Source organism: Methanospirillum sp. (assembly GCF_028679455.1).
In the GTDB taxonomy this organism is placed as follows: domain Archaea; phylum Halobacteriota; class Methanomicrobia; order Methanomicrobiales; family Methanospirillaceae; genus Methanospirillum.
Window position 1 is genome coordinate 1 of record NZ_JAJRBM010000270.1, and the last position, 18,653, is coordinate 18,653.

Annotated in this window: 16 protein-coding genes; 10 read left to right on the top strand and 6 right to left on the bottom strand. The window is 47.0% G+C overall.

From position 1 onward, the window contains the following. Positions 1 to 326: 326 nt before the first annotated feature. Positions 327 to 989 (top strand): hypothetical protein, encoded by a 663-nt coding sequence (locus tag LUQ50_RS09070; protein WP_300039385.1) that lies wholly within the window; start codon positions 327 to 329, stop codon positions 987 to 989. Between the two features lie 136 nt (positions 990 to 1,125). After that, the gene (gene uraA / locus LUQ50_RS09075; RefSeq protein WP_300039386.1) at positions 1,126 to 2,394 is read left to right on the top strand and encodes a uracil permease; all 1,269 of its coding nucleotides are present in this window, start codon (positions 1,126 to 1,128) and stop codon (positions 2,392 to 2,394) included. 28 nt (positions 2,395 to 2,422) lie between these two features. On the opposite strand, the gene LUQ50_RS09080 is transcribed toward uraA, so the two are convergent. Beyond that, positions 2,423 to 3,445, bottom strand: coding sequence for a hypothetical protein (locus LUQ50_RS09080; protein WP_300039387.1), 1,023 nt, complete (start codon positions 3,443 to 3,445; stop codon positions 2,423 to 2,425). Between the two features lie 202 nt (positions 3,446 to 3,647). Here LUQ50_RS09080 and LUQ50_RS09085 point away from each other — a divergent pair, with 202 nt between their 5' ends. Next, complete coding sequence (locus LUQ50_RS09085; RefSeq protein ID WP_300039388.1) at positions 3,648 to 4,607, top strand: hypothetical protein; 960 nt, start codon at positions 3,648 to 3,650, stop codon at positions 4,605 to 4,607. Positions 4,608 to 4,706: 99 nt separating this feature from the next. On the opposite strand, the gene LUQ50_RS09090 is transcribed toward LUQ50_RS09085, so the two are convergent. Beyond that, entirely contained in the window at positions 4,707 to 5,393 is a 687-nt protein-coding gene (locus tag LUQ50_RS09090) for a DUF4013 domain-containing protein (protein WP_300039389.1), read from the bottom strand. A gap of 447 nt (positions 5,394 to 5,840) precedes the next feature. Between LUQ50_RS09090 and LUQ50_RS09095 the strand changes: the two genes are divergently transcribed. Next, positions 5,841 to 7,976 carry a glycosyltransferase family 39 protein gene (locus LUQ50_RS09095; RefSeq protein ID WP_300039390.1) on the top strand — a complete coding sequence of 712 codons (2,136 nt, stop codon included), beginning with the start codon at positions 5,841 to 5,843 and terminating at the stop codon, positions 7,974 to 7,976. Positions 7,977 to 8,354: 378 nt separating this feature from the next. Next, positions 8,355 to 8,558 carry a histone family protein gene (locus tag LUQ50_RS09100; RefSeq protein ID WP_300039391.1) on the top strand — a complete coding sequence of 68 codons (204 nt, stop codon included), beginning with the start codon at positions 8,355 to 8,357 and terminating at the stop codon, positions 8,556 to 8,558. Positions 8,559 to 8,604: 46 nt separating this feature from the next. Here LUQ50_RS09100 and LUQ50_RS09105 read toward each other — a convergent pair whose 3' ends face one another. Next, positions 8,605 to 10,158, bottom strand: coding sequence for a tetratricopeptide repeat protein (locus tag LUQ50_RS09105; protein ID WP_300039392.1), 1,554 nt, complete (start codon positions 10,156 to 10,158; stop codon positions 8,605 to 8,607). Positions 10,159 to 10,317: 159 nt separating this feature from the next. On the opposite strand from LUQ50_RS09105, the gene LUQ50_RS09110 reads away from it, so the two are divergent. Both LUQ50_RS09110 and LUQ50_RS09115 read left to right on the top strand, forming a co-directional pair. Continuing rightward, positions 10,318 to 10,743 (top strand): hypothetical protein, encoded by a 426-nt coding sequence (locus LUQ50_RS09110; RefSeq protein ID WP_300039393.1) that lies wholly within the window; start codon positions 10,318 to 10,320, stop codon positions 10,741 to 10,743. Positions 10,744 to 11,089: 346 nt separating this feature from the next. Beyond that, positions 11,090 to 12,916, top strand: a complete 1,827-nt coding sequence (locus tag LUQ50_RS09115) for a S8 family serine peptidase (protein WP_300039394.1) — start codon at positions 11,090 to 11,092, stop codon at positions 12,914 to 12,916. A 52-nt stretch (positions 12,917 to 12,968) separates the two neighbouring features. Here LUQ50_RS09115 and LUQ50_RS09120 read toward each other — a convergent pair whose 3' ends face one another. After that, positions 12,969 to 13,775 (bottom strand): sulfite exporter TauE/SafE family protein, encoded by an 807-nt coding sequence (locus tag LUQ50_RS09120; protein WP_300039395.1) that lies wholly within the window; start codon positions 13,773 to 13,775, stop codon positions 12,969 to 12,971. 123 nt (positions 13,776 to 13,898) lie between these two features. Between LUQ50_RS09120 and LUQ50_RS09125 the strand changes: the two genes are divergently transcribed. Continuing rightward, on the top strand, positions 13,899 to 14,462 hold the full coding sequence (locus tag LUQ50_RS09125) for a cysteine hydrolase (RefSeq protein ID WP_300039397.1): 564 nt from the start codon (positions 13,899 to 13,901) through the stop codon (positions 14,460 to 14,462). A gap of 24 nt (positions 14,463 to 14,486) precedes the next feature. Here LUQ50_RS09125 and LUQ50_RS09130 read toward each other — a convergent pair whose 3' ends face one another. Both LUQ50_RS09130 and LUQ50_RS09135 read right to left on the bottom strand, forming a co-directional pair. Further along, positions 14,487 to 14,870, bottom strand: coding sequence for a response regulator (locus LUQ50_RS09130; RefSeq protein ID WP_300039399.1), 384 nt, complete (start codon positions 14,868 to 14,870; stop codon positions 14,487 to 14,489). A 3-nt stretch (positions 14,871 to 14,873) separates the two neighbouring features. Then, positions 14,874 to 15,317, bottom strand: coding sequence for a hypothetical protein (locus LUQ50_RS09135; protein ID WP_300039401.1), 444 nt, complete (start codon positions 15,315 to 15,317; stop codon positions 14,874 to 14,876). A gap of 169 nt (positions 15,318 to 15,486) precedes the next feature. Between LUQ50_RS09135 and ilvD the strand changes: the two genes are divergently transcribed. Beyond that, positions 15,487 to 17,130, top strand: coding sequence for a dihydroxy-acid dehydratase (gene ilvD, locus LUQ50_RS09140; protein ID WP_300039403.1), 1,644 nt, complete (start codon positions 15,487 to 15,489; stop codon positions 17,128 to 17,130). A gap of 54 nt (positions 17,131 to 17,184) precedes the next feature. Then, on the top strand, positions 17,185 to 18,653 hold a 1,469-nt coding region (locus LUQ50_RS09145), incomplete at its 3' end, for a DUF3821 domain-containing protein (protein ID WP_300039405.1).

Consider the following 18,653-nt stretch of genomic DNA (forward strand, 5'->3'; position numbering starts at 1 on the left):
AGATGTGGTACGTCGGTATGCAAAAGAAGACAGAAAAGGTGTTGAATGAAATTGGTTTGAAAGGACTCTTTGGAGAGAGGGTAAGGTATACCTAGTGATCATTTTGACGCTGATTAGGATGGATATATTCACTGCATTGTCCGGATTGGTGCTGCGAAATCAGGAGTTACTTCGCAGACCCTGGGTATTGGGCAGGATCGGAACCCACAGAAGTGGTTTAAGCATGCAACCGCGTAGGATGAAAGAGGGAAACCATTATATAATAAACAGACCTGCATAGTTAACATCTTGAGTTCAGATTGTATGGGATAGGATGTGCTAACCGTATGAAGTTAACGAATTTCTTTGGGTGCTTATTGCTTATTGCATGTATTTACACGTGTTTCGCAGTTGCTGAAGAGGCCCTGGAGACCAAGGCTGATGCCAAAGATCCCTGGACCGGGACCTGGCAGAGTGATCGGTATACTGAGAAATATATTCAGAATGGAACGGTGTTGACCGGCCAGTATATACTCACCTCATCTGACAAGAGTGATGCAGGAAGTATCAAAGGGAGGGTATCAGAAGACGGAAAAACCGTGACCGGTACCTGGGAAGAGGCAGGGGATCTAACCCTGGTTCTTGGAGATGACAATAGAACCTTGAGCGGTACCAGAGCGTACCAGATTGATAACGAGATCTATTCCGCGATATATCATGATCAGATCATGGATGGAATCTGGAATTCTGAAAACCATACCATGTCTCTGTATCAGGAGAACTCAGCTGTTTACGGATCTTATGTCTCGTTAAATCTCTTAACCGGTGAATCCGGGTACATCACCGGGACGATCTCTGAAGATGGCAAAAAAATCAATGGAACTTTCGTAGAATCAGGTAATTTCTCATTCACCCTCAGCGAAGACCAGACATTCTTTAATGGAACATTTACCTACGGAAATGGAAAGAGCAAGGAACTTGATACCTGGAACGCTGTTCGCATCGGGTAATCCAGTCTTTGATTTTCTTTTTTTCTGTGACTCTCCATTTTTCCTGACATCTTCCAGGAAATCATTTTTTACACTTTAGATTCCCATCGATCCAAATCATCTGATCTCATATGCCTGGTGGATCTAACTCTAATTAATGAGTTCAGGTACAATCCAGGTAAATGAGACTCCCCGGCTTTCGCTCTTGCTTCCTCTCAGTTTGCAACATCTGTTTGCCATGTTTGGAGCCACCGTTCTTGTTCCTGTGTTGCTCGGAATCGATCCCGCCACCATCCTGCTCTTCAACGGTATTGGCACCCTGATTTTTCTTGTGATCTGTCAGTGTAAAGTCCCTGCGTATCTGGGTTCTAGTTTTGCATTCATCTCCCCCTCTCTCCTGATCATCGGGGCATATGGATATAGTGCTGCTTTGTGTGGGTATATCGCTTCAGGCGTATTCTTTCTCTTCGTAGGTTTCATAATTCACATATTTGGAACCGGATGGATCAGGGTATTGCTCCCAAATGCCCTGATGGGTTCGGTAGTAACTGTCATCGGCCTTGAACTCGCTCCCACTGCAGCAAAACTCTCGGGACTCTCAGTTGAGCACCCTGATCTCCCGGTTGCATCAATAGCACTCTTCACCCTCCTGGTAACCATCATGAGTATGACGATCTTTCGGGGAATATTCAGGGTAATTCCTATCCTTATCGGTCTGATCTCCGGGACAATCCTGTCTGTATTAACCGGACATTTTTCTCCTGATCTGATCGAAAAGGCATCCTGGTTATCGATCCCGACTGTTTATACGCCAGTCTGGTCACTATCGGCAATTATCATTATCTTTCCGGCTTCCCTGGTTGTTCTCATAGAACTGATCGGCCATTTTGAGGTAACTGGGAAGATTATCGGAAAAGATCTCTTTGAGGATCCTGGTATTCCCAGGATGCTATATGGAAAAGCGATATCAAGCGTGTTATCAGGGTTTTTTGGCTCAACTCCGAATACAACCTACTCTGAAAATATCGGTGTTATGGCGATAACAAGAGTGTTCAGTACTGTCGTTTTTGGGGGTGCAGCGGTATGTGCCATCCTTCTCTCCTTCTGCGGCAAATTCACCGCTGCAATCAGATGCATTCCGGATCCGGTTATCGGTGGAATATCACTGCTGCTCTTCGGGGTAATAGCAGCTTCAGGGATACGAATGTTGATCGACTCACATACTGATCTTTCTTCTCCCCGGAATCTCGCACTGGTATCTGTTATTATGATAATTGGAGCATCCGGAGCTGCGATTGATTTTGGTTCGCTCGATATCAAAGGAATGTCTCTGGCAACTTTAGTTGGGATCGGACTAAACCTGGTTTTCATCGTAACATCACGTTTCACGCCTTTGAACGGAGGTGATGAGGAGAAAGAAGTGTAATCGAGTACTCCTCACTGAACCTGCACAATCAGGTTTCCAATCCAAATGTCTTTTTGGCATCTTCAAGTGTGTTCCCGGTCTTTAAGCTCCCGCCGTATAACAGTTTAATTGCTTCTTTATCGAGATCACTCAATTCCCGGTTCATTCCTTCATTTCGGTAGAAGAAACTCTCCGTATTTTTGTATGAAACTCCGTGAAGTCCCATACTGTAGAGCAGCCCTTTCAGAATGTAATATTGCTGGTCTTCTTCGCTCAGGGTATTCAGAAGATAGATGTACTCATCATTTACAATCCCGATGAGTTCCCCGTTCGAATTTTTTATCAGGTGATCGGAATCCTTCTTCTTGTCATCGTAGTACTGTTGCAACATCTTATCGGTAATGATCTTGATATTGTAGAAATTATTCGGAATAACATCGTAATTAGTCTGTAAAAATCCAAGGGTTACCTCTTCGTCCTCAAACTGGGTAGTTCCCGACAGTGAGTTGAATAAGATGGATAGATTCTTAACAAATTTCACTTCAGAATCTGTGTAATGCCCATCAAGCCAGAATTTATACTTTTTATCTGCTTTGAAGAGTTTTATTTTTGCATTATCAAGACCAAAGGTGATATCAAGTAGGTGAAGCATGACATCTTCCTTGTCAAATTCTTTACCGGCATTTCCGCTGTTTCGCTCTAACTGAACCAAATCTCCCCGGATTGTCAGACCTTTGGAAGATACAATCCCGATAATAGTATTATCATCATTTTTTACCAGGTATTCATCAGAACTCATCTCTTTCTGTAATTTTTCGAGTTCAGATACAGGAACAATCCTGATATTAAAAAAAGTATTACTCGTTTTACTATCCTTAAGACCAGAATCTGAATTATCTACTGTATTGGATTTATCGGTCTGGAGCTTTTGACCAGTACTGGTCCCTGTTGCATTCATGACAGGGTTACTGTCCTGACTTCCGGTTTTCCCACTGGAATTTTCAGTACATCCGATAAGGAATATCGTGAGGATCATCAGACTGATCAACAGGTAAACAACCTTAATTTTCACGATTTATCTATTATTTGTAATCATATTTTAGTATTCTTGATCTCCTTTCATCTCTATTGAGATTATCAGGAATCAGAATCTATAGGGCGGTAAAACCTGCTGATGGTCTATTGAGTTCTCAAGTCCTCAGATAAACAAGATTTATAAGAATTCATGAAACAGCTATAGTATGGGGTTTTGCCCGCTCTGGATTCAATATAGCTTGATTTTTCTGATACTTGTCCTGGGAATGCCGATACTTGGTGCAGGAGAGAACCTTTCACTATCCCCGGTGACCACGGTATCTGAGGGTAACTCCGATCCTTCAGGGGATATACAAATTCCTGATGTCTCCGTCAGAACAGAGCCTGAAACATTTTATGAGATTAAACTCGTATCTCCTGAATTGCTGAAGATCATTCAGGCAAATGCCGGTGTCGATGATCAGATCCTGAAGATAGGACCGGGGATGAACATTGGTGTAGCAACACCTCATGTTCTCTACCTACGAAGTGATCTCCAGTCTGATGATTATCTCCTTGCGCACCGTATCCAGGGTGATAAGAAGAACGATATCCTCGAGCATCTCCTGAACATCCTTTTCGGGCGTGATAATCCAAATACGGTTCTCCTTCATTCAGACCGGGACTATATGATCTGGTTTGATGAAGAGTACGCCAGTGATGATATCAAAACGGTACTGGCATTTGCTCGCGAGTTTAATAATCTCTCATCTACCGCAAGATTCGAAGAAGATTCAGTATTGACCGGAGATTTAAAAAATAACTACGAACAGATTCCGTATTATTATTATCAGATAAAGATCACATCCCGACAATTTCTTGATAACTACAAGAAAGATCACTACAAACCGGCATCTGAAGAGCAATTACATGATTCAGGTGGTACTTTGGTCGGGTTCATTGCACCAGGGTATGTCTATCTCTGGGATGGATTATCTGAGCCGGAAAGGCGATATTTCCTGGTTAAATCGTTATTATGGGAGCTGGGACTTCATGGAGAAACAAACGCATACCCTGATAGTTTCTTCTATAAAAAAGTGAATTCATCAGCAAAATTGTCTCAAATTGATAAAGAGGCGATATCACTCCTCTACGGAGGAAGACTGAGTACGAATATGACGGCTGATTCCGTGCGTAAAGCACTCGACATTAGTCAGTAACATTAGTATCTCTTTTTTGTGAAACGAGTGAACCGTCTGAAATTCAATGGCCGCTACCGAATGAGAGGCCGAATTTCGAAGTCACGATACAAAAAAGGATTATACTCCTTCATCATAAAGGAGTGAATAATACCTGGTTGTGAGAATCGAAAGGTACGGGCCGGTGAACAAACTGATGATCCATCCGAGAATAATCCCGATCAGGGGAATCACATTGAGGGCCATCTCAACACAGGTGAGGACTATTACAATGACTGCTACAACGATGAAGAGGACAATGAGGGAAAAAATATAATTTACCCAGCCGATTTTTTTGATTGTGGAAATAATCTCTCCAATTGCAAAGGCTTCACCTATACTGCCTGTCCGTGCAAACCGTACTGATGCGATGACATTGAGGAGCGTAAAGATGATCGCAAGAATAATGGTCAGGACCAATCCGGTTATCAACCCCCCGGCCATGGAAAGCAGGGTATCTAATGAAAAGTTTTTTCCTGCACTGATGATGCCGAATACTGCATATCCGACGGTCGCTGCACATGCAATCAGCGGGATAATCATGTACACGATGTTGATTACCAGGAGTTTGATTCCATCAATAAACAGTGTAAAAAAGGACTCTTCTTCATAAGATGGCTGTACTCCCCTCATGATCTTTACGGTATAACCATACATGATTGGAAATATGAGTGAACTGATTGCCAGCATAATCCATCTCACCCATTTGCCGAAGAGTGCCTCATGGGTAAATGTGAAGGAATCCTGAATGTTTTCTCCGATTTTCATTTTTTACCTCGATGCTGGGTCATATGAGTTATTTCTATTTAAAATCGCTCATTACCATCTCATTATGTATCGATGTACCCATATTTTGAAATCCATGATTGTGAGATCTCATCTACAAAAAGATATTGTTAAACTGATTTATGATGCTCCAGTTGTTACGGCTGATACGTTCATTTCTATGTGTTATGGGATATGACCAGGTACATCATTACTAAGGTATCAATGATCATGAACGAGTTCATTCCTTGAAATTGTCGTAAAAATAAGTGCTTTCAATCAAATATGGGATCCCTGAATCTTATATCTCCATAAATCCTGAACCACTCGGTTGTCGATTTCAATCTCTTTGGAGTGTCATTCTTATCTCATCTCTAGATAAAAAATTCGAGAATTTTGATCATTGGAATCATTCAGAGTCATTTGAATAATGTAATGACGGTGAAATCGGTGAGAATCATACGATATATTCGCAAATATCAGGCTGAATCTATCCTGCTTGGAATACTTATACTGGCATCATTCCTCTATCTCTGGAATCTGGGAAAGGAAGGGTACTCAAACTCTTATTATGCAGCAGCTGTTAAGAGTATGCTTACAAATCCTGATATCATACTCTATAACTCGTTCGACCCATCCGGTTTTGTGACCATTGATAAACCGCCGGTCAGTCTATGGGTTCAGACACTCAGTGCTGCAATACTTGGATTTTCAGGAACGTCACTGATTCTTCCTCAGGTAATTGCCGGGCTCCTCTCTATACTTCTGCTTTATCTGCTGATATCCCACTCATGGGGAAGATCAACAGGACTCATTGCTGCAGGTATGCTTACGATCACTCCAATCTTCGTTGCGGTAGTCAGAACCAACAATATGGATGGGCTCCTGGTGTTTGTGCTCCTCGCTGCACTCTGGGCAGCACTGCAGGCATGGAGAACTGGCTCGCTCTGGTACCTCCTGGGATCTGCGGTTCTGATCGGTATTGGATTTAATATCAAGATGATCCAGGCATTTGCTGTTGTTCCTGCATGTTTTGGAATCTATCTGCTTGCTAACCGGTTATCATGGAGAACCAAACTCATACATCTTGGAACTGCGGGGATTCTCCTCCTGGTTGTTTCTGCATCATGGGCGATGATGATGGATCTCACTCCTGTAGATCAACGACCCTATATCGGGAGCAGTTCTACGAATTCGATGGCAGATCTCATCTTCGGTTATAACGGACTGAATCGGATTGTTGGTGGATTCGGTCCGTTTGGGAAAGGTGGATCCAAATCTAACTCTTCGTTTTCTAACCTGAACCCTGAAGGATCCCCTGGTATGAATCCTCCGGGAATGGGGGAAAATACTTTCCTCCCCACCCCTCCATCCGGTGGACCTGGCAATCCGGGTTCTCCTCCACCAGATCCGGGAATCGGTGTTCAGGGTTATATTCCGCCATCTGGTAATGGAAGCGCACCGGGATCTCCTCCTTCAGGTATGGGGATTCGGGGGCATCAGGGAGGTATGCCTGGAATGAATGATGGGGGAGCACCTGGATTATTCAGGATGGGAGATACAGGGATGTCCGGACAGATCAGCTGGTTGCTTCCCTTTGTATTACTCGGTCTTTTAACCTGGCTTGTTCGCCCAAATCCCGCTACTTTGAGGAATCTCATCAATACCTTAACTCTGAATGAACGTGCAGTGGTGACCCTGGCCCTCCTTCTCTGGCTGGTACCCGAACTCATTTATTTTAGTTTCACCACTGGATTTTATCACACCTACTATGTGGTTATGGTAGCCATCCCACTTGCGGGGCTTGTCGGGATCAGTGCGACTACCATGTATGAGGCATACCTGAAGCCCGGTTTGAAAGGGTGGATATTGATAGTCGCTATTCTGGTTACGGGGATCGTTCAGTGGCAGTTTATCATGTATAATCCGGACTTTTTCGGATTTCTTGCCTGGATCGTTCTAATTGGTTCGATATGTACAGTTCTTCTTCTGGCTGCCCTTCGTTTATCCTTCCGGAATGTTCCGGCACGGTTGAAGAGCAGCATTGTTGCACTGGCTCTGGTATTTCTCTGCATTGCCCCGTTCATCTGGTCATGTACTCCACTGATATATCCGGAAAATGCCGTGATGCCGAGTGCCGGGCCTGGTCTCATGTCCGGAGGAGATGGTCCCGGTTCAGGTATGTATAGGGGATTCGGTCCTGAAGGAGGGTTGGGAAATTCCTCATCCCTCTTCTCGTACCTGGAAGCACATCAGGCAGGGGAAACATATCTGGTAGGGGTTGAGAGTTCTCGCTCTGCTTCAGATCTCATCATTACCTACGGTGCATCAGTCATGGCTATGGGGGGGTTTTCAGGATCTGATCCTATTCTTACCTCTGATACCCTTAAAAAATTAATAAATTCCGGGAAAATTCGATATTTCACACTTGATCAGGGGTCCAGAGGTAAACCCGGGAGAGAGAATTCTGATGTCACTACCTGGATCAGAGATAGTTGTCCGGTGGTCCCGTCAGATGCATGGAGTCATGATAACCAGTCATTTGGACCAGGGTCTGCACTTTACGACTGCAAAGGGGTAGCGTAAAAGAGGGAGATCTTCATTCCTCCTGCACAACCCCTGTTATCATGAGTTCATACCCGGCTCGTGCAGGTACATTCACGAGTTGGGGCATTATTCTCATATGGTAGCATTGTCAGGCACAATACAGATTCGGTGTCCCTGATACTTCGTGCGTTGTTGATTCTTTTTGATGTCTTCAATGCGATATCATATTTTGTTCCCTCAACACTCCAAAATTATCAGGTTTATGTTTTTTTAACAAAAAATGGTGTAAAAAACAAATTTAGGGTAGTAACAATGAATTCCCCATGATTATTCATCCTGTATAAAATCAGGGAATATTGGCATAATATACCAATAGATTTATAAACTTTTCAATATATTTTATGTTAGGTGTTATTCATGGCAGATTTACCAATTGCAGCAATAACCAGGATCGCTAAGGCAAATGGGGCGGAGCGGGTATCTAAAGATGCAGCAGAAGCATTAGTTAAGGTAGCCGAGGATTATATCGGGCAGGTTGCCAAAGAAGCAAACAAACTGGCAGCCCATGCAGGTCGCAAGACTATCAAAGCCGAAGACATTGAGATGGCTTTGGAAAACTAATTTTTTTATTCTCGTATCTTTGGGGATACTATTAAGGTTCGTGTTATTATTTCATCTTTTCAAGGATAAAGTTCTTTGAAGCCTTTGTTCCGTTGTCATTTGGGTTTATTGAGAGAGCCTTATCGTATGCCCTGACAGCTTCTTCATATTGTACAAGGTTCTTATAAGCATCGCCTTTATTCATCCATGCAGTGGCATTAAGCGGGTTTATGGAGATAGCGGTGTCGTATGCTGCTATTGCATCTTCGCATTTTCCTAGATTTTCCAAGGCGTCACCTTTTGCAATCCAGAGTGCAATATCGGCGGGATAATTTTTTAATGCCTGGGTGAAGGCCTGATCAGCATCCCCATACTTGGCAAGCATCATCAGCACTCTCCCTTTACTGACCCAGATCTGAAAATTTCTGGGATCTATCGTAAGTGCCTGTTCATATGCAGCCAGTGCTCCCTGACTTTTCCCTGCGTTCATCAGTGCATCTCCCTGGGATATCCAGAGTGCGGCATCATCAGATGTAATCGAGGTTGCATGTCCGAATGCCTCAGCAGCATCATCAAACTTGCCCTGTTTGGAGAGGAGTTCACCCTTTGTCTTCCATACTGCTCCATTTTCAGGATCAAGCATGATAGCCTGCTCATAGGCAGATAATGCATCATCTGTTTTGTTCAGAATTGCAAGTACAGTCCCTTTTTTGTACCATGCCTCAGCAACCTTCGGATTCAGGGAGATCGCCTGCTCATATGCAACGAGTGCCTCATCCTGTCTCCCAACCCCGGATAATGCCTCTCCTTTCCCGATCCAAGCTGGCACCTGTGCAGGATCGATACTGACCGCCTGGCTGAAGGCGGCAAGTGCTTCTCCATTCTGTCCGAGATACAGTGATACCTCCCCTTTTCCTATCCAGGGAGCAGCGTCTTTCGGAGCGATCCTGGCAGCCTCCCCGTATGCAGTAAATGCCTCCTGGAATTTCCCGAGGATTGTCTGCGTCTTCCCCTTATTGATCCAGGCTGTTACATCGTTTCTGTTTATCCCGATTGCCTGTTCATATGCAGCCAGAGCCTCATCATACTGTTTGAGGTTTGTAAGAGCCTCTCCTTTTCCGACCCATGCTGCAGAATTCCCAGGGTTGATCCCAAGAGCCCGATCATAAGCATTGACCGCTCGTTCGTTTTTTCCGAGTCTGGTTAATGCATCACCCATTCCCACCCAGGAGGATTCATCATCAGGTGTGATATCGATGGTGGTGTTAAACGCCTTGATCGCTTCATCATACTTACCAAGTTTTAGCAGTGATTGCCCGCTTTTCAACCAGGCAACTGCTTTTCGTGGACTTAATTTTATGGCCTGATTGTATACCTTGACCGCTTTTTCTATCTCTCCGAGAGCCTGCAGTGCATCCCCCTTTTCAACCAGGATACTGACATTACCGGGCTCAATCTCGATTGCGTTGTCAAAGGCCCTGATAGCCTCGTTAATATTTCCCTGACCTGTGAATACCTCTCCCTTGCTTACCCAGTCTCCGGCCCGTTGGTCTGCGACACATCCCGCCATAATTCCGCATGCTATGAATATGAAAAGGATGAGAGGAAGAAGAAGGTTCATAATGAATGATCAGTTTTAAGGAGCATATGGCTATCGATCGAGAATGAATCTGAACAAGATCCCTGTTTGTAGAGGTATGGGTGTCAGTACGAAGATCTCGTTGCCTATTAGGATACTACTTATATATGATCGCATAAATCTACACTGATGAGTGTTCGAATGCATCTTTTCAACCGCAGGTGGGTGACTGGTTGTATTATTCTTACACTTTTTTGGTCAGGGGCCTGTACTGGAATTTCAACTCCTTCTCTGAATATCACCGGAAACGACAACTATTATGTCTGGGGGACTGTGGAGAATCTTGACCATCCCCTCCATTATATACTCCTTCTGTATGGAAAACACACAAATGGAAGATGGTATGGACCGAAAACCCTGGACAGTGATACGTTCCCGGGTATTTCTCCTGACCGTACATGGAAATGCCTGTACCAGGTGAGTGCAACTGATGAACCGGTTACCGCGTTCCGGGTTTATGTTGCTATGAAAGGAATTACCCCAAATCAGGTTCTGGTTCAGGGTGCTCAAAATCTCACCCTCTATTATGCAACTATTGTCGCCCAGACTGAAGCTGATAGAAGGTAGTTTGAGATATGGTGATTGTTTCGTCAATATCCGATGAGATACCATGAGATACCTGGTGCGCAATCTCATTTTACCCTATATCTGATTGCTGATGCCAGGATCCAGGATGTTGCTCTCGTAAAGGTGCAAAAATCCGGTTAAAAATCATGGGTCGTGTCAGGTTTTGTACTGCTATCGCCTGGGATCCGGGGTTTACTTCTGTTCACCCGGGGCCAGCCCATACTCACTGGCAGGTAGTACTTAATGCTTGGTGATCCAATACTCATAGCAGCAGGGTTGAAGTTCTCTCTGACCCTGGTGGGGAAGGTATGATATGCTAAATCAGAGTGTGCTGTGGAAATTACTCGTGTTCACAGCTTTATTTGGACTAATTCTGTTTTCGGCTGCAGGAGCAGACGGAACAACTCCGGTAACCGGAGCCGGATCGGTACCGGTGGTATCTGCTACCCCGGCTGCGGTTTCAACCCAGGTGGCTTACACCTCGACAGGTGCTGCATACGTTCCTGGTGAGGTTATTGTCAGATACAAAACCCAGAACAACGGATTTTCAGCAGAGAGCGTCATGTCGCCCGGACTCATGGCGATGGGAGCCGAATTATCTGATGACTTTTCTGCTGAAGGCCTGAAAGGGATGCAACTGATCCATGTGGGGGATAATGCAACAGTTCAGGAAGCGGTCACTGAACTGCATAACTCTTCCTTTGTCGAATATGCAGAACCCAATTACCTCGTATCATTGATGCCGAACGAGAATTCAGAACCTCCCGGACCTGAAAAAGTCGGTGCTGAATCAGTTTCAGGAGGTCCTAACGATCCCAGATTTATTGAGCAGTGGGCGCTTGATAATACTGGTCAGGATGGGGGAACCAGTGGTGCTGATATTCATGTGATACCAGCCTGGGCTCAGACTACTGGTTCTGATTCTGTTGTGGTAGCGGTAATTGATACCGGTGTTGATTACAACCATCCGGATCTAGCCGGGAATATCTGGACCAATCCCGGAGAAACTCCAGGTAATGGCGTCGATGATGATGGAAACGGATACATCGATGACGTTCACGGATGGAACTTTGTAACTAACTCCAATGACCCGATGGATGACAATGGTCATGGAACTCATTGTGCTGGTGTGATAGGGGCAGTCGGCAACAATGGCATCGGTATCTCAGGGATCAATCAGAAGGTAAAGATCATGCCACTGAAGATTCTGGGAAAAGATGGTAATGGAGACATGGCAGGAATTTTAAAGGCCATTGCCTATGCCCGGAGTATGGGTGCGAATGTGATCAGTTGTTCATGGGGAGGAACCACCCGCAGTGAGGCGCTTGGTGATGCCATTGCCCAGACCAGTGTTCCGGTTATCTGCGCAGCAGGGAATTCCGGAGTCAACACTGATGTAATTCCGCAGTACCCATCCGGATTTGACTCTCCCCAGATTATCTCAGTGGCTGCAAGTGATGCAAGTGATGGGATTCCGAACTACTCCAACTATGGAACTTCTTCGGTAGATGTTGCAGCTCCGGGAGACTGGATCCTTTCGACATATCCGACTTCACTCGGGTATGACTATATTAAGATGAAAGGAACCTCAATGGCAACTCCACAGGTCTCCGGACTTGCTGCTCTCATCCTCTCAGTCAACCCGGGTCTGTCTGCTGATCAGATCAAGCAACTGATTGTGAACAACGTTGATAACAAACCTGCGTTTACTGGAAAAATTGGATCCGGAGGCAGGATCGATGCAGAGAAGACTCTTACGGCTGCCAGAGGGGGAACAGTACCGACCCAGAGCCCGACCGAATCGCCGACACCGGTACCAACTCAGGTTCCATCGGTAAACCCTACTGAGGTACCAACCGAAGTTCCCTATGAAAGACCCACTCAGCTACCTACTCAGATTCCGACGATAAACCCGACCCAGCAGCCTACCCAGTCTCCTCCTGGAATCCTGGTGAAGCCGCTGCCTGGTATGTCGAGTCAGCCTCGTGATCTCAATAATGATGGGAAGTATGAGGATCTGAACGGGGATGGTATCTGTAATCAGGCCGATATCGAGCTCTATTTCAGACAAATCGAATGGATCGCCGGAAATGAACCGGTGGAAGGATTTGATTTATCAGGAAACGGGCGGATCGATTTTACTGATATCCGCCTCTTGTATCAGAGTCTCTGATCTCTTTACCATTTTCTTTACAATTATCTTTTAACTCGCGGATTTCGATTTTCTATCCCGAGATAAGCATCACCGCCCCTATTACAACCATCAGGACCGCAAAGAAATATCTGAGCGTTTTGGCACGACACCGGTGTGCGTATCTTACCCCTAGTACAGATAGGGGAATCGTGGTACCAACAAGGATGGCCCACTGCACAAGATCAATATATCCGATGCAGAATGGAGGAAGTCCGCTCACCCCGAATCCATGCCAGAGGTAGGTACCTACAGCTCCTGCTGACGAGAATATCAGGCAGGCAGAGGAGGTGCCTACTGCGTGATGCATCGGGTAATGGAGCAGTAGTATAAGGATCGGGATCAGAACCACTCCTCCTCCGATGCCTGCCAGGCTGGTGATGTTACCGATGCAGAATCCAATAAGCAGTAATGCAGCAAGAGACTGCCGCGGAGGACAAAGTGTACACTCCTTCACATCCCAGACCATCCTGATTCCCATCAGAGTTACCAGTACGGCAAAGCAGGTTTTGAGCACCTGTCCTGGCAGCCAGGCTGCGATAGTTCCCCCCGTTATCGCTCCGCAGACAGCGGCAATTCCCATCGGGATAGCAGTTTGCCAGTCAACGGATCCCCGGTGATGGTGACCCAGAGCCGAAGTAGTAACTGTGGGAAGAGTCACGGCAAGACCCGTTGCGAAAGCGACCCTGATTGCAAGGGTGCTATCAAGTCCATCGCCGGTGAGCAGCCAGTACTGCACCGGGACCATAATGAAGCATCCACCGACTCCGATCAGTCCGGATGCAAACCCGGCAAGCGATCCGGTGGTGATGAGCGAAAGCAGGTATAGTATCGTGTCCATCGTTGTCCTGAAGGTAATCTTTCAGATCTCCGGTTACCAACACAAATATCCTTTCTTTCTTCTTATTGATGTGGTTTTGATGCACCGCTGATATGATACCGGTGCTCATCCACTGAGTACTATATGTCCCGTTTTGCACTCCTTCTCATCGATATGCAGAATGACTTTGTCCTGGATGAAAAGCCGCTTCAGGTGAAAGGTGCCAGAATGGTAATCCCCCGGATCTGTGCTGTCCTTGAAAAGTTCAGGGCCCGTAGCCTTCCGGTGTTTCACGTGGTCCGGGTACATCGTCCTGATGGATCAGATGTGGAAATTATGAGGCAGGAACTCTTCAGAAAAAGTCCGTTTGCGGTAGAAGGAACGAGTGGCGCAGCGGTCATTGATGAACTTGCTCCCCTGCCTGGTGAATACCTGCTCCCGAAGATCAGGATGAGTGCCTTCATCGGAACCGGACTTGATCTGACCCTACGGACCCTGGGTGTAGATTCAGTGGTGGTTGCCGGTATCCAGACCCCAAACTGCATCAGGACCACGGTCTTTGATGCCATTGCCCACAACTATCATACCTGTCTGGTCACGGATGCAACTGCTGCCCAGACTGAGGAGATTCACCTGCAGAATGTCAGGGATATGGAGAATATCGGTGTCAGACTGATTGAGTCTGCTGCGATTGAGTCATTGTTCTGATGATGACTTCTGTCCGCACCTTGTTCAGACATCTCCGATAATCTCATGCACTTTTTTGAGAAATTCCTCTCCCAGAAAAGGTTTGATAATATAACCAAGTGCGCCTTCTCTGAGTGCCAGATCGATCATCCGGTAATCATCTGCTGCGGTACAGACCAGAACCCTGACTGCAGGATCAATTTTCTTCAGTTGCTGCAGCGTCTGGATCCCGTTAAGTCTGGGCATAATGAGATCAAGCACAACCAGGACCGGTCTGATCTCCTGGTACTTATGGACCGCATCAATCCCATCCGAGGCCTCAACCACCATACATCCAGCCTGATGTAAAAAAAGAGATTCGATATCACGGGCTAATTCGGCATCATCCACGATCATGATGCACCGGTTGAAACAGAATTGTTTAGTCATAAGTTATTGGTATCTGACGAGATATCCTGCCTGCACAAGTTGTGATTGGATCTGTTCTTCCTGTTGTGGTTCTGAACCTGTAATCTCGTGCATTACCCGTTCATAGATCATCTGTAATGCAGTGTCCTCGCTGTGGAGTGCAAGGGTTCCGGTTATGTATCCTTTAAATTCTCCCTCTTCAGAGAAGATGTCCATTACTCTGCACCGGTAATATTTACACTGGGCCGGACTGTCGGCATGGATAGTACATCCGATTCGGCCCTCTCCAAGCGGCCTGAGAAACCTGCATGCAGATGGGTTTTGCTGGGGAAAGGAGTGATCATCAAAAAATTTCCGTTTATCAGGATCCACCTCTGCAACAAAATCTGTACCGGTGCTGACACATGAACAGGAAAACCGGTATGTCCCCTCCTGACTTTCGATGACGATATAGTCACCCAGATACATGCAGCAGGTACCACACATCCTGCACTCGAACCCCATGTATATCAATTGGTGCTGCTGGTATTCATCTTCATGTTGTTGTTGCTATCAGGAGTGGTGCAACATAGGGTGATATTTGCACCACATTGCCTATCTTCATTACCTCTGCACCCCAATCACCTGAGTGGTCTCTATGCGTAGTGATGATGTCAAGGAAGGGTATGCCCGTGCACCCAACCGGTCACTGATCCGGTCTCTCGGGATCACTGAAGAGGAGATGAACCGGCCGTTCATCGGGATCGCAAATTCGTGGAATACCATCGTTCCCGGACATACGCATCTTCGCCAGCTGGCAGAGCGGGTCAGAGAAGGTGTCGCAGCAGGGGGAGGGACTCCGTTTGAGTTCAATACCATCGGTATCTGCGACGGGATTGCGATGGGCCATGAAGGTATGCGTTATTCTCTCCCTTCCCGGGAAAATATTGCGGATTCAGTGGAATTGATGATCAAGTCCCATCGGTTTGATGGTATTGTCTGCATCTGCACCTGTGACAAGATCGTGCCTGGTATGCTTATGGCAGCAGCCCGGTGCAATATTCCTGCGATCGTGCTTACCGGAGGAAATATGCTGCCTGGTCATCATCATGGCTGTGAGATCTCCCTGACTGATATCTTTGAAGGGGTTGGAAAGGTTGCAGCCGGGACCATGAGCGAGGATGAACTGAAGGAGATCGAGGCAGCGGCCATGCCTGGCTGTGGGAGTTGTCAGGGACTGTATACCGCGAATACTATGGCATGCATGACTGAAGCGATGGGGATGTCACTTCCCGGATGTGCTGCCGTACCCGCAGTTTTTGCCGAGAAACTCAGGCTTGCATACGCTACCGGTTTCAGATCCGTTCAACTCGTGAACCAACAGATCCTACCCCGTTCAATAATCACTCCGGTCAGCCTTCGCAATGCTATCCGGGTAGATATGGCCCTCGGGGGTTCGACCAACACCGTTCTGCACCTGATGGCAATCGCCCAGGAAGCAGGCGCTGCTTTCACACTTGATGAGTTCAATCGAATTGGAAGCGAAGTTCCTCATATCGCAGCCATGCAGCCTGGAGGACCGCATTCGATGTATGATCTCTTCAAGGCTGGTGGTATCCCTGCTGTCTTCAGACAACTTCGTGCCCATCTCGAACCATGTAGTACGGTATCAGGAAAATCTGTGAGTGAGATTGCAGAAACGGTAAGTTACCTTGATGAGTCTGTGATTCAACCGGTGGAAAGGCCGGTTCATGCGGCTGGTGGTCTGCGTATTCTGAAAGGATCCCTGGCTCCAGACGGGGCAGTGGTTAAGTGTGGAGCGGTTCGTGATGAGATGTGGCGGCATACCGGTCCTGCCCGGGTATTTGATGGAGAACAGGATGCGATGAAAGCGATCCTTGCCAGATCAATCCAGGAGGGTGAAGTCATCGTAATCAGAGGCGAAGGCCCGAAAGGTGGCCCGGGAATGCCGGAGATGCTCTCTCCAACCTCTGCCCTGATGGGGCTCGGGTATTCACAGGTCGTGCTGGTAACAGATGGCAGGTTCTCAGGAGGAACCAGAGGGCCGTGTATCGGTCATGTCGCTCCTGAAGCAGCAGCCGGTGGTCCGATTGGCCTCGTCATGGACGGAGATCAGATCAGGATTGATCTCCATGAACGGAAGATCGATCTTCTGGTACATGAAAGAGAACTGGAAGAACGCAGAAAATCCTGGAAACCGGTGACCCGGGAACTTGATGGAATCCTTGCCAGGTATGCTGCTGCAGTTGGTCAGGCAGATACCGGTGCTGTGATGCGGTAAGTGTCAACTTTTTGGGGAGAAAGCTCATCTCCTCCCCATCAGAAAGGATGACTCATGACTTTCAGATCTTTCGTAATTTTTTTAGCAGTTCTGATCATCCCAGGGCTGGTTTCAGCTACCTCGATGGTTATTCCTCTGGGTGGGGATGTCTTTCTCGGTGAAGAAGGGTTGGATGTGCGGGCAGCAGTGCCACCTCCTTATGATGCAATCGCGTTTTTTCCACCCGGTTCATCACCTGGCAGGGAGATGCCTCTTGATATCAGGAAGATAGAAACCACAAACTTTGCTGCAAGTCCCACCCTTTTCAGTGACCGGGTGGGATCCTGGTATCAATGGAACAGCAGACGGGCTGTCCCCGGGTCGATCGCATTCACCATAAGGGAACCCCGGGTGAGTATCAGAGTAATGCAGCGCTCAACGATGGAGGATATTTCGTCAGGTACCGTTCCCCGTGGCTCGGCACTTCTTCTTCAGCTGGATACAAACCTTGGTTCTGTTGCCCAGCGGCCAGGTTATAGTCCTGGTACTGATGGTCTGCTTGATCTCCTCATTACCACACCGGGTGGTGGAGTACTGACTGCTCTTGAGACCAATTCAGGAGGCAGTGTGTCACTTACCCGGATTACTCCGCAGGGTTCATTACAAACCTATCCTGCTTCCCAGACGGGGGGCTGGGATACCGGTGCAAGCAGCGGAGGTAACTATCTCTATGGTGCTGGTACGTATACTGTCCAGCCCCGGATTGCGTTCAACCGGGTTGATGAGAATCTCAAATCAGGCGGTACTATCTATTATCTCAGGGGAGCCTCGGTTACCCTGGGAACTGACCGTACAACCATAGATTCGCGTGATGAGCAGGTGATCAGGGGTCATTCATTCTCGGTAACCATCTCCGGGAGCCCTGGCGTTCCTGCCTATTTCTGGGTTGATGCAGGATCAAAGAGCGGGAATCCGGGTGATCAGCCACCGATGATCCTCTTTGCCCAGGAAGGAGTAACACAGGACCAGCCTGGCGGTCCGTATCAGATCGGTTCATACTGTCCATCTTCAGAGAGTGGCCGGAATATCAGGGATCTTGTTCCGAGGCAGCCATATGACGGGGTGAAATATTATGCGATGGTGGTTCCTGATCGCAATGGAAAACGGACTCTTGAGTTACGAACAACAGACCAGACCGATGACGGGCGATATATGCTGAAGATAGAAACACCGGCCGGGGGTTCGACCTATCATACTGATGAGATTCCGATAACGGTAATGAAAGGGTCTGTGAGTGTAGTGAGTGGAAAGAATTCGTATGCAATTGGAGAAGAGGTCCGGCTTTCTGGTCAGAACTCTGAGTCCTGCGATACCTACCTCTTCATCACCGGCCCGAATCTTCCATCTGGCGGTGGCAGACTTGACCGGCCACGGCAGGCTGTCAGGAATGGAGATCCTTCATCGTTCACTGTGGTATCAGGCGACTGTGAGACCTGGGACTACCGGCTTCATACCGGTGAACTCGGACTTGATGCAGGAACTTA